Genomic DNA, 11241 nt, shown 5'->3' with positions numbered 1-11241 from the left:
CCCTAGCGGACGGCACCCGAAACCTGCTCGCCGACCTTGCAGCAGGCCGGCTCAGTATGGTCGATGCGAGCGCCTTCGCACCTGGACACAACCTGGCTCTCACGCCCGGCAAGGTGGTCCACCGCAACGCATTGATGGAGCTGATCCAGTACACGCCGACGACGGAGCAGGTTCATCGCACGCCGCTGCTGATCCTGCCGCCATGGATCAACAAGTACTACATTCTCGACATGCGGCCGAAGAACAGCATGATCCGCTACCTGGTCGAGCAAGGCTTCACGGTCTTCGTGGTCTCGTGGAAGAACCCTGACGCGTCGATGGATGCCATCGGCATCGAGGACTACATGGACCTGGGGCCGCTTGAAGCCAGCGATGTGGCCTGCGCGATCACCGGCAGCCCGAGCGTCAACGTCATGGGCTATTGCATCGGTGGCGTTCTCCTGACGCTGACCCTGGCCGTCCTTGCTGCCAAGGGAGACAAGCGCTTTAACGCTGCAAGCTTCATGGTCTCGCCGCAGGACTTCTCGCGCATCGGCGATACGGCGGTGTTCATGGGCGAGCCGACGCTGGATCTCGTCGAGCAGCAGATGATGGAGCGGGGCTACCTGGACAGTCGCGAGATGAGCAACATGTTCAGCCTGCTGCGGTCGAATGACCTGATCTGGGCGAATGTCGTCAACAACTACCTGCTTGGCAACAAGCCGCCCGCCTTCGATCTTCTGTACTGGAACAGCGACGGCACGCGCATGACCCGGGCCGCGCATAGCTGGTACCTGCGCAACACCTATGTCGAGAACAACCTGATCAAGCCCGGCAAGATCCGGCTGAAGGGCGAGCCGATCGATTTGGGCCGCATCCACCAGGATACCTACGCGGTGGGGTGCGAGAAGGACCACATCGTGCCGTGGGACGCGGCTTGGCGCATCACGCAACTGTTTGGCGGGTCGGTTCGATACGTGCTCGCCTCCAGCGGGCACGTTGCTGGGATCATCAACCCGCCGGGTGGCAAGGGAGCCTACCGCGCGCGCGAGGACGGTGCTGCCGCAGGCAGCCCGGAGGAGTGGCTGCAGGGCGCCGATCGCCACGAGGGCAGCTGGTGGCCGGATTGGGTGTCGTGGCTGTCGTCCCGTTCCGGCAGGAAGGGCAAGCCGCCACCTTTTGGCAGTAAGCAGCACCCGCCGCTGGCAGACGCGCCGGGGGCCTACGTCCTTGAGAAGTAGGATCAAGGCTCCGAGCTATTACCATTTTTTACACGGTTAAGTTGATGTGTGATCCGAGCTGTACGGTGATGCGAATGCTCGTAGTACCACTATGAACGAGCGATAGCGGCCGTGAACCAAGGCAGCACGATCTCGGCCTTGGTTTATGCGGCTCGGGCCAGATCACTATCGCGCGGTTTCAGCCTGCGGCGAGCTTCGCAACCAGATCGATCTGTCGGTCTCAACGCAGCTCAGCCTCGACGATATGCCGGGCTGCCCCTTCGAGCGGGGTCTCGTTGACTGGAACGATCATGGCTTCTCCCTGGAAGACTTCCGCGCGGCCGCATAGGCCTCGTTGCTAGAGCATGCGCTCACTAGTCAGATTGCCAGCCTCATCGAAGATGCCCTGCCAGGCTTTTCGCTCGACGCGAACCGTGACACGCCAGTTGCCGGCATCCTCGTCCTGCCCAGCCTCGACACGGCTCGTGACGAGGCCGAGCCTCATCTTGTGCCGCAAGTGACCGGGGAGGATGTCTAATCGTGAGGCGAGTTGCTCCGGATCAATGAACCAGCTGCCTTGCCCGTTGCGATCCAAGTGCATAGGGCGTCCCTCCATCAGCTCAGCGGCAGATGTGGACTGAGACTGACTATACCACACAAAGCCCGAGAGCCGGAGCCTGGGTCGACGTTGGTGCGGGGCCGTTGCTGACAGGTCGACCAACGCTGACAGTGGTGGCGCGAACACGATCTCTGGGCCGGCAACAGATCTGAACATGGGCTGCCAATCCCGACGGAGCGCGGTGGAGCGGACTGGGCGACTCGCCGCCCCGTTCTACCCGTCGGCGCTCAAGGCCCTAGGTCCCGAGGATGGAAGCCGACGACCTTCAGCACCCATCCTTTCGCGTCCTGACCTACCGGGACGGCCAAGAGGTCATCAGCGAGACAGTCGCGAGTGAGGCCGCCGCCCGTATCCGGTTTACCTCGGCGGTCGACCTGTGCCGCACACGCGATGGCGCTCACTCGCATCGCGTGGAGCTCTGGCAGGGCTCGAGTCTTCTCGACGACTGGCCTCAGGCTGACGGCTCGGCCCTCATAGGGCAGTGACCCTGGCGCACGGCAGCGCGCCGAGAACGATCCCGGTGGGTCCGAGGACGCCAGCCATCTCCGGCCGGCAACTATGCGCCCAATTGGAGCGCGGTTAATTGCCGTACAAGCGGCCTCTCTGCGCACTGGCTCGACGCTCATACCTCTCTTGGAAGACGGCGCCCAGCCTCAGTGTCATCCGGACTACGTCAGGCCTCAGCCTTGCCGATCGATCCGCCACCATCGACAAACAGGGTCTGCCCAGTGATGTAGCTCGCCGCGTCCGAGAGCAGGAACGCAATGGCCGCCGCGATCTCCTCGGGCTGCCCGAGGCGCCGCATCGGGATCAGCGACAGGAACCAGCGCTCCGCCTCGCTGCCGGCGGGCGTGTTCTTGCGAAACAGCTCGGTCTCCACCGGACCGGGCGCGACCGCGTTAACCGTAATGCCGGTCTCGGCCAGCTCCATGGCCCAGGTGCGCGTGAGGCTGTTCATCGCCGCCTTGGAGGCGGCGTAGACGCTGCGTCCCGGCGTGCCCACGACCGTCAGGCTGGAAATGTTGACGATCCGGCCCCACCCCCTCGCCCGCATGCCGGGCAGGAGCGCTTGCACGGTCTGGATGGTCGGGTGCAGATTGACCCGCAGGATGTCGTCCACATCCTCGAGCTCGATCTCGCCGAGCCGATGCATGCGGGCGATGCCGACGTTGTTCACGACGCCATCGAAGGGGTAGCGCTGGGCGAGGTCGGCAAAAGCGTCGGCTGAAGCCTTGCTGTCACTCAGGTCGGCCGGCACCAGCGTGCCGGGAAAGTCCGGGTCTAGGCTGCGGGCTATGCCGACGACATGGTGGCCTGCAGCGGCGAGATGCTGCGAGAGAGCACGGCCGATGCCCTTGGTGGCGCCGGTCACGAGGAAGGTCCGCACGGTCACGATCATGCGCTCCTTATGTCGACGAGATGCGCTGAGCCTGCGTCGCGCGCAGCACTGCCGAGCAGATATGCGGGAAAGTCCGTGTAACCCGCCTCGCCATGCCGGGTATAATAAGTCGATCGGTCCGCTTCGGCTAATGGCCAGCCATGCTTGAGACGCTCAGCAAGGTCTGGGTTCGCGATATACGGTCTGCCGAAGGCAATCAGGTCCACCAGCCCGGTGTCGAGCGCAGCTTGGGCGCGCTCGCGGTCAGTGAAGCCGCCGCACCAGATGAAGGCGCCGGGAAACATCGCCCGAGCCCTAGCAAGTAGGGCGGGGTCGAGGTGCCGGGGCTTGAACTCCGCCGTCTCCATGTTTCCGTCGGGCGTCAGTTCGTAGAGCAGATGGATGTATGCCACGCCGCGGCGCCCCAGCTGCTCGGCGACATACAGAAACGTCTCCTCCGTAAGAGGGTCCGCAGGCATCGAGCCGTAGGTGCCGAACGGAGACAGACGAACACCAACGCGCCCCGGCCCGAACTCAGCCACCACCGCATCGACGACTTCCAACAGGAAGCGCGTGCGGTCTTCTACGCGGCCTCCGCCGTAGCGGTCGGTGCGCGTGTTCAGCACCGAGTTCATGAACTGCTCGAACAGATAGCCATTGGCCGCATGGAGTTCGACGCCGTCGAACCCGACCTGCTTTGCATTGGCGGCAGCCTTGGCGAAGGTGCGGACCATGGCCGACACCTCGTCCGTGCGGAGGGGCCTCGGCGTCTCGGTGGGCATGTAGCCCAACCGGCCATCTGGGCCGTGAGCAAACACCGACGAGCCCTCTGCCCGTTGCGCGGTGACGCCGACTGGGGCTTGGCCGTTCGGCAGGACCGAAGAATGGGCCATCCTGCCGACGTGCCACAACTGCAGAAAGATCGTTCCGCCATAACGGTGGACGTCGTCGGTCACGAGACGCCAGCCCTGCATCTGGGCTTCCGAGTGGATTCCGGGTGTCCTCGCGTAACCGTGGCTGGACTGATCCACGTCGGTGGCCTCGGTCACGATCAGGCCGGCACTGGCTCGCTGTCCGTAATAGGTCGCCATCAAGTCATTCGGAACGTCGCCGTCGGTCGGGAGGTCGCCCTCGGACGTTCGCGTGCGAGTCATGGGCGGCATCACGATGCGATTCTTGAGGTGGACAGGGCCCAGATCATAGGGGTGGAATAGCGAGGGCATGGAGAAAGCTCCATCGGTCGGAAATGATTTGTTCCGCCAGTTGAGCTAGTCCTAACTACCGGTGCGCACTAGGTGCTTCCGGATAGACTCACTGTTGCGCCTGGAGCTACAAAGAGCGGATGGGCTCACGATTTGATGGCATCGAGGAGTTCGTAGCCGTCACGCGACTGGGTAGTTTCACTGCGGTGGCTGCAGAGCTTGGCATGACGAAGTCCGCAGTCGGACGGGCGGTGACGCGCCTCGAGGCCCGATTGGGATCCAAGCTGCTGCACCGGACGACACGTCGCCTGATCTTGACCCCTGCCGGAGAGGCGTGGCTCGAGCGTTGTCTCGCCGCTCTCGCCGAGATCGATCGCGGCGAAAGCACACTCCTGATCGCTCGGGACATGCCCTGTGGTGAAGTGCGGATTGATCTGCCGACGGCATTCGGTCGGTTGTATGTGATGCCGGTGCTGCTCGAAGTGGCCGAACGCCATCCGGCACTGCAACTTAACGTGAGTTTCACAGACCGACGGGTTGATCTTGTCGGCGAGGGCATCGACCTTGCGGTGCGAATTGGGAATCTTGAAGATACGGCCGACCTGCTCGCCCGTCCGGTTGGCGTCCAGCAAATGGTGATCGTCGGATCGCCTGGCTATATCGCAAGGCGAGGCGTTCCTCGATCCCTCGCCGACTTAAAGGGCCACGATTGCATCGTGGCGCGACGGCAGGGAAATCTCACTGCTTGGCTGCTGAAACGCCCGGATGATTCGGCCGCACTGCATGTTGTTGCGGTCAAACACGAGATCCAAGACTTCGAGATGGTCCATCTCGCAACGATCGCAGGACACGGCTTAGCGCAGCTTCCATCATGGATGGTTCAAGAGGACATTCGGGGCGGAAAGCTGCTGGCGGTTCTAGATGGAATGTCGGGCGGCGAGCTGCCGATCAATGTCCTTTGGCCGCGTACGAAGACGTTGCCGGCAAGGATTAGAGTTACCGTCGACGGATTGATTCAAGGGATGCGTAAACTATCGGTGCCCAATGTTTCGCGTTCGCCCGAGAGTTCAGGCTGAACGGGCAAGACGTCAGCGAGGTATCATAACGGCTTCTGCGTGGAGGAAGGGGCGGGCGGAAGCAACGATCGCGGCCCATCGACGACCCTGCGCAATGCGTGTCCTCGCCCATGCGCAGGGCTGAGCCGTCGAGATCGATTGGATCGACGCTGCAGTCATCGCCGATCCGGCGGTGGCTATCAATGCGCACGAACGGTTGAAGTTCGGACGATTGGCGGATGCAGGTTTCCCAGGCCCATCGAAATTGGCAGGTCTCGCATGACGACGTTGAAGGAACACGGGCGCACCGCCTACGAGGCGCGCTACGCTGGGCAGACCCTCGGACCGGACGGCCCCGCGCCAAGCTGGATGGATCTGGGACCGGACGAACGCAGGATTTGGGCACAGGTCGAAGCAGCCGTCGTGCGGGATCTGCGCGAGGCAGTACGCCATGCCGTTCGAGCCCACGATGCCATCGGCGTCGCCGTGGAGGCCGAAGCCGTAGATGAGGCGATCGAGGCCGAGAAACACATGGAGGGCGCCGTGGAGCGTCTCCGCGCGCTGGTCGAGGGCGAGGCGGATCAGGAAGGCCCGTAGGGACCACCGAAGCCAAATGCTCATCGCTTGGCTTCAGGTACCTGATGTTGGTGTTCCCGGCGGTGGCCAGCTTCGCGAGGGCCGCCTCCTTGAAGAAGCCCCTCACGTGAGGCGCTCCTCAAGCCCTACCCGCTGGCTTGAGCAAGTCGGGCAAGCCAACCCGGTGCAGCATTTCGGCACGCAGGCGGTCCAGCACCGCGAACCCAACGTCCGCTCCATCTTGGCTCGGATCGTAGTACACGCGGAACGGCCTCTCACCGAAGGGCGTGTCGACCACCTCGGCAATGCGGTCGGCGACTGGCGCTGGATTGGCATCGTCAGGCACAATGGCGGCGAAGGCCTGCTGCACCTGCTCGCCAAAGTTCTCGTAGGGGCCGTCCTCGTACTCGGCGACACGCGCCTCGTCCGCCGGCCGGCCGGAGTGGGCGAAGTGGTTGGTGCCCTTGGTAAAGGCCCCAGGGACGACAATCGTCGTCTCGATCCCCCAGCGCGAGAGCTCGCGGGCATAGAGCACCGCTAGGGAATCCATGGCAGCCTTCGCGGCGAAGTACGGCGCGAGGTAGGGTGGCGTACCGCCCGCCGAGCTGGAGCTCGATACCCAGACCAGCAGGCCCTCCCGGCGAGCACGCATGTGGGGCAGGACGGCGCGGTTGACCCGCTGGGTGCCGAGCACGTTCACGTCGTATTGCTGCGCGAACTGTTCGGGGGTGAAGGCCTCGGCAGGGCCAAACATCATGTGGCCGGCGTTGTGGACGACTACGTCGATCCGTCCGCTTTCGGCGACGAGCTTTCCGACGGCTGCGTTCACAGACTCTTCGGACTGTACATCCAGTTCGAGGGGACGCAGGCCGATGCCCTCGTTCGTCGCCAAGGTGGCCAACTCCGTGGCGCTATGGGCGTTGCGGTTGGCGATGTCCCGCATGGACGCGTAGACGGTGTGGCCGGCGCGAGCCAGGGCCTCGGCGGTCAGCCGGCCGAAGCCGCTCGAGGATCCGGTGACGAGGATGATCTTCTCGGACATGAGGGACTCCGTTTAAGCTTCGGCGTCACCTTGAAGCGGCGCTGTGCAAGGGACCGGGGGATCATCAGACGATGCCGCCGTTTGCCCGCAGGACCTGGCCGTTGATCCAGCCGCCATCCGGGCCGGCGAGGAAGGCCACGGTGTTCGCGATGTCCTCGGGCTGCCCCAGGCGTTCCAGCGGGGCGAGCTTGGTGAGTTGATCGATCGCCGCCTGCGGCTTGCCGTCGAGGAACAGAGCCGTGGCCGTCGGACCCGGCGCGATCGCGTTGACCGTGATGTTGCGCCCGCGCAGCTCCTTGGAGAGGACGTGGGTCAGCGCCTCGATGCCCGCTTTGGTGGCGGCATAGACGCCGTAGGTCGGCTGGTAGAGCCCCACCACGCTCGACGACAGGTTGATGATGCGGCCGCCGTTCCTCAGCCTCCGAGCCGCAAGCCGCATCGTGTTGATCGGCCCTTTAAGGTTGATCGCGATCTGTCCATCCACGACCGCCTCATCGGCTTCGGCGACCGCCGCCAGACGCATGACTCCGGCATTGTTGACGAGAACGTCGACGCCGCCGAAGGCGGCTTCGGCCGCGTCCCACAGCCGGGCGACTGCCTGAGGGTCGCTGACATCGGCCTGCGCCGTCAGGGCGTGGCCGCCGGCCTCCTCGATACTTGCGGCCAGCTTCTCTGCCTCAGAGACCCTCCCGGCGAAATTGATCACGACGGTGAAGCCATCCCGGGCCAAGCGGCGGGCGATGGCCGCGCCGATGCCTCTCGAAGCTCCTGTGACGAGGGCGACCTTTTTGCTGTCCGGCATGTTGTCTCTCCTTGGTGCCAGCGCTTGCTGTGTGAGAGAAGATGCACCTTCAAGCGCTCGGAGGATCTCCTATCCTCAGGCCTCAAAATTCCTCCAGAATGACTCGTCTTTAGTTAGCTCGGTTTGCTCACCATCTGGCACGCATGTGCTGCCTGCGCTCGAAAATCAGGAGCGGAACATTGGCCGGAAGCCAGCGTTGCGGTCGCCCCATCACGAGCGTGAGCGCCAAGACCGATCTTACGACGGCAACTGCTCAGGAACCAAACAGCGTGCTCGCCTCGAAGGGTCACGCCTTCGATATTGTGCGCTGTCGGGAGGAATGGGGTCGGTTCTCCAGCCTGCAGCAACTCGATGAAGTTCCGGGTCTCAGTGACAACGCGGACCGATGGCCGGGCCAATCAGGTCGCGGGGCACCAGAGTTGGCAGGAGAGCCTGCACAGCCGGGTTGGTGGCGAAGGCCCGCGCCGTGCCCCGAGGACCACGAGCGCGTAGACCGGCCAGTCCGCGCCGGTGGGCGATGAAACCCGCTTTCAGCATGATCTCGCGATGTGCCTTGGGAGCATCGATGAATCGCATCACCTGTTTCCAGGTCATGGAGGATTTAACATTCTCCAGGAGCGGCTTAGACGCGATCGCATCGAACAGCTGCCAACTCGGACTTTCCTCCCGGCTCGGCTTGATCCAACCGCCTTGGATCAAGGCCGATCGCATGCGTTCGAGAGCGATGCCGCATTCCAGGATCGGTCCCGCTTCTCGCTCAAACCCTAACGCATCTCGGCACAGCTTAGGCGCGCGGTCCCAGGAGGACCGCGTGCTATCGTGCGGCGGCTAACCGTCATCCCAACTGGCGACGTCGGCGCGGCAGCGTTCGGATGCCGGTCTTGATCCGTTTTGGACCGGAAGGTATCCTATGGCTCCGTCTGCTGCTCTACTAGAGCTCCGGGCAAAGAGAGGCCGCGCGCGCAGAACGATAGCCTCCATGAGCCTTGCCTATGAACCAACGGGAGGGTGCGATGCATGCATCCCCACCTTCTGGCTCCAAGTCAATTCGAGAGACGGATCGGCCAACAGGCCGCGCGGGCATTGAACGGAATGCCGCCCCGGTTGGCCAGGTTACGACCGCGAAGTTAGCCTTGCAGCTCGGGGCGATGGCACGTGACCACCTCCGGCGTCATGTAATGGGAAACTGGCGCATCGAGTGCGGACGCTCCCTGGTGCGCCAGCGCGCGCAGAATGTCGCGCTCCGAGATGATGCCGACGACGGTCTGCCGCTCGTCCGTGACGACGAGGGCGCCGATGCTGTGCTCAGCCAGCAGGTGAACGGCTTCCTCAAGAGTGCGCCCGGGCTGGATTGTGACAACCGAGGAGCCCTTCTCGAGGAGGATATGAGCGACGGTCATGATGTTCCTCTCTGGAGAAACCCGCACAGGATTTGCTCAGCGTCCGTGCGGCGGGTGAACATTTCACGGCTCATGACAACGCCCGGCCTCGCTGGCTGCTCCCAAGTACCGATGGCTGCTTGTGCTTCAGCTTGGCTTGTCAGACCAGGAAAACGAGGGACGACTCCGGAAGGTCGCACGAGATAATGACTGGGCCGCTTGTTTCAGCTATATTTCCTGACAGAACACAGGCGCAGCTTGGCAGGAGTTCTCCCATGGGAGAACAGCCCCTCTACTTTGATTTCCCCTACACCGTCACAATACCCTGCGCCGATGAGGACCCCGCGCAAAGCCTCGCCCATGCTTGGCAGCTTGGTGCGTGCGGTGAAGATTGGGTCTGGTACTGGGCAGACCCCGACCATGTGCGGGTCTCCTTCAAGCGTGAGGTGGATAGTAGCGCTTTTCTATCTCGCGCTCCCTCAGGGTGCAGAGGCATAGGCGGTACGGGGCCCATAGACGGCCGGTGATCGCTTGCGTGACATGCATTGCCAGGTGCCCGGCCGGTGCGCCGAATAATTCAGGACGCTCTCGTGAGGAGGCGCAGCACGCCTGTGTTCGCGCTGACCTGACCGGTATTTTGGACTGGGCCAAGGGAGAGACTATTGTATGGCGGCCATGGGCGGGCGGAACGCCAGATCCGCAACTGCATACGGGAGCGGGCGCAATCATTACCCTTGGCAAGGCCGGCCCCACTGGCACAGTCAGGTTCACCTTGCCCCGTGCGCCTGGAAGATGGTGCGGGAGATCGTCCGAGAGGCTCAGCCACACGATCCTGTTCAAGAACACAGGAACGTTCGAGAGGGAGGCGTTCATGAGAACGTATTACGTCTTCCAAGCTGCAAGCTCCCCTGACTTGCGCGGGTACTCCTATGATCCCACAGGCGAGAGACTGCCCGCCCAACATGGTCCGTGGACCCGTATCCTGCAGATCAGCCCTGATGAGGAGTGGACTCAAGACGTCAGCCGAGCGGTGGTGGCAGGCGGGATCTTGGAGAGTGGCTATTATCTGTGGGGTCCCGTCGATCAGTCTGGTTCGTTGAAGCCCATTATCGAGAGTGATCGCGTCGAAGGGACGGCGGTGTTCAACCGGGACAATCACCAGATTGGCACGATCCAGCGGCTGCTGATCGAGAAGGTGAGCGGGCGCGTCCTCTATGTGGATGTCACGTTCGGGGGCTTTTTGGGCCTGGGCGTCCATCATCTCACGATCCCATGGGCGATGTTGACCTATGACAGCGAGCTTGAGGGCTATCACACGGACATCACGGAAAGTCAGGTCCGAGGCGCGCCGGCCTTTTACAGCGAAGATCGTGTCTGGCTTGGTCGGGAGAGAGAAGAGCAGCTGAAGAACTACTGGAACAGTGTCGCTCAGCACGCCAGTTGAGGGGCGCCCATGTACTGAGTTGAAGGATCCACCGGCCCCGAGAGCAGTACCGTGTGGCTCGCCACCATCACGGGCTGCATCGGCGCCGCGCTGGTAGACTTCCATTTTCGGGATGCGACGCCGTAAGCGCCGCCGGGGTGCTAAGGAGCCCGCGATGCCAGAGGCGCTACTAGGTCTGACTGGTGATCGGCCCATAGCGTGGACCGGACCAATTGAGAAGCTGATTCATGGTGGCTGAAAGGCGAGCGGCGCTCAGGTGTTTGTCACGTTGAGTGCTGTTGCGTGCCCTTAATGGCACCCTGAGCCGCAGCGGTTCATGCGTTTCCAACGGCCTGGCGGGTCGAACCGGCGCCGTACTGCGCCGCCAAACGGCCAGTGCTGGCCCACTGAGACAAGCCCGTCCGGACCCGCTCAGTCTTCGACACCATTCAGCGTCATGCGCGCCAGGAGGTGAAGGACCACGCCGATCAGAACGGCAGCCCAGGTGGCGATAACACGCTCAAAATCCGTGCCAGCCTTGAGGGCGATGAGTGCAAAGAAGTCGA

At 63.2% G+C, this 11241-nt stretch carries 11 protein-coding genes and 1 pseudogene; 5 read left to right on the top strand and 7 right to left on the bottom strand.

Annotation, left to right across the window (positions count from 1 at the left end; all coding sequences use genetic code 11):
• Nucleotides 1–1220, top strand: a 1220-nt coding sequence (locus MOX02_RS27905) for a PHA/PHB synthase family protein (protein ID WP_147029056.1), incomplete at its 5' end; no start/stop codon positions are given.
• A gap of 337 nt (nt 1221–1557) precedes the next feature.
• Here MOX02_RS27905 and MOX02_RS27900 read toward each other — a convergent pair.
• Nucleotides 1558–1800: a DUF6522 family protein gene (locus tag MOX02_RS27900; protein WP_147029055.1), complete on the bottom strand. Its 243-nt coding sequence runs from the start codon at nt 1798–1800 to the stop codon at nt 1558–1560.
• Between the two features lie 266 nt (nt 1801–2066).
• On the opposite strand from MOX02_RS27900, the gene MOX02_RS27895 reads away from it, so the two are divergent.
• Entirely contained in the window at nt 2067–2303 is a 237-nt protein-coding gene (locus tag MOX02_RS27895) for a hypothetical protein (RefSeq protein ID WP_147029054.1), read from the top strand.
• A gap of 188 nt (nt 2304–2491) precedes the next feature.
• On the opposite strand, the gene MOX02_RS27890 is transcribed toward MOX02_RS27895, so the two are convergent.
• The gene (locus MOX02_RS27890; RefSeq protein ID WP_308632327.1) at nt 2492–3205 is read right to left on the bottom strand and encodes an SDR family oxidoreductase; all 714 of its coding nucleotides are present in this window, start codon (nt 3203–3205) and stop codon (nt 2492–2494) included.
• Between the two features lie 8 nt (nt 3206–3213).
• Nucleotides 3214–4419 (bottom strand): alkene reductase, encoded by a 1206-nt coding sequence (locus MOX02_RS27885; RefSeq protein WP_147029053.1) that lies wholly within the window; start codon nt 4417–4419, stop codon nt 3214–3216.
• A 119-nt stretch (nt 4420–4538) separates the two neighbouring features.
• Here MOX02_RS27885 and MOX02_RS27880 point away from each other — a divergent pair, with 119 nt between their 5' ends.
• Together MOX02_RS27880 and MOX02_RS27875 are read left to right on the top strand one after the other, a co-directional pair.
• Nucleotides 4539–5474, top strand: coding sequence for a LysR family transcriptional regulator (locus MOX02_RS27880; RefSeq protein WP_147029052.1), 936 nt, complete (start codon nt 4539–4541; stop codon nt 5472–5474).
• 258 nt (nt 5475–5732) lie between these two features.
• The gene (locus MOX02_RS27875; protein ID WP_147029051.1) at nt 5733–6050 is read left to right on the top strand and encodes a hypothetical protein; all 318 of its coding nucleotides are present in this window, start codon (nt 5733–5735) and stop codon (nt 6048–6050) included.
• A 118-nt stretch (nt 6051–6168) separates the two neighbouring features.
• Here the strand turns inward: MOX02_RS27875 and MOX02_RS27870 are convergent, their stop codons facing one another.
• The 4 genes and pseudogenes from MOX02_RS27870 to MOX02_RS27850 all read right to left on the bottom strand — a co-directional run.
• Nucleotides 6169–7071: an SDR family oxidoreductase gene (locus tag MOX02_RS27870; RefSeq protein ID WP_147029050.1), complete on the bottom strand. Its 903-nt coding sequence runs from the start codon at nt 7069–7071 to the stop codon at nt 6169–6171.
• 64 nt (nt 7072–7135) lie between these two features.
• A complete protein-coding gene (locus MOX02_RS27865; protein WP_147029049.1) occupies nt 7136–7873 on the bottom strand; it encodes an SDR family oxidoreductase in 738 nt (245 codons plus the stop codon).
• Between the two features lie 366 nt (nt 7874–8239).
• Entirely contained in the window at nt 8240–8572 is a 333-nt protein-coding gene (locus tag MOX02_RS32495; RefSeq protein WP_238179975.1) for a hypothetical protein, read from the bottom strand.
• A gap of 446 nt (nt 8573–9018) precedes the next feature.
• Nucleotides 9019–9273: pseudogene (locus MOX02_RS27850) on the bottom strand (CBS domain-containing protein); the annotation flags it as partial.
• An 850-nt stretch (nt 9274–10123) separates the two neighbouring features.
• On the opposite strand from MOX02_RS27850, the gene MOX02_RS27845 reads away from it, so the two are divergent.
• Nucleotides 10124–10696 carry a PRC-barrel domain-containing protein gene (locus MOX02_RS27845; RefSeq protein ID WP_147029047.1) on the top strand — a complete coding sequence of 191 codons (573 nt, stop codon included), beginning with the start codon at nt 10124–10126 and terminating at the stop codon, nt 10694–10696.
• Nucleotides 10697–11241: the final 545 nt, after the last annotated feature.

The organism is Methylobacterium oxalidis (assembly GCF_007992195.1).
Lineage (GTDB): Bacteria > Pseudomonadota > Alphaproteobacteria > Rhizobiales > Beijerinckiaceae > Methylobacterium > Methylobacterium oxalidis.
This window is presented reverse-complemented; position numbering and strand designations above follow the sequence as displayed.

Coding starts and splice junctions, on each gene's coding strand:
- MOX02_RS27900 (WP_147029055.1), bottom strand. CDS start 1,800: ATGCACTTGGATCGCAACGGGCAAGGCAGCTGGTTCATTGATCCGGAG.
- MOX02_RS27895 (WP_147029054.1), top strand. CDS start 2,067: ATGGAAGCCGACGACCTTCAGCACCCATCCTTTCGCGTCCTGACCTAC.
- MOX02_RS27885 (WP_147029053.1), bottom strand. CDS start 4,419: ATGCCCTCGCTATTCCACCCCTATGATCTGGGCCCTGTCCACCTCAAG.
- MOX02_RS27880 (WP_147029052.1), top strand. CDS start 4,539: ATGGGCTCACGATTTGATGGCATCGAGGAGTTCGTAGCCGTCACGCGA.
- MOX02_RS27875 (WP_147029051.1), top strand. CDS start 5,733: ATGACGACGTTGAAGGAACACGGGCGCACCGCCTACGAGGCGCGCTAC.
- MOX02_RS27870 (WP_147029050.1), bottom strand. CDS start 7,071: ATGTCCGAGAAGATCATCCTCGTCACCGGATCCTCGAGCGGCTTCGGC.
- MOX02_RS27865 (WP_147029049.1), bottom strand. CDS start 7,873: ATGCCGGACAGCAAAAAGGTCGCCCTCGTCACAGGAGCTTCGAGAGGC.
- MOX02_RS27845 (WP_147029047.1), top strand. CDS start 10,124: ATGAGAACGTATTACGTCTTCCAAGCTGCAAGCTCCCCTGACTTGCGC.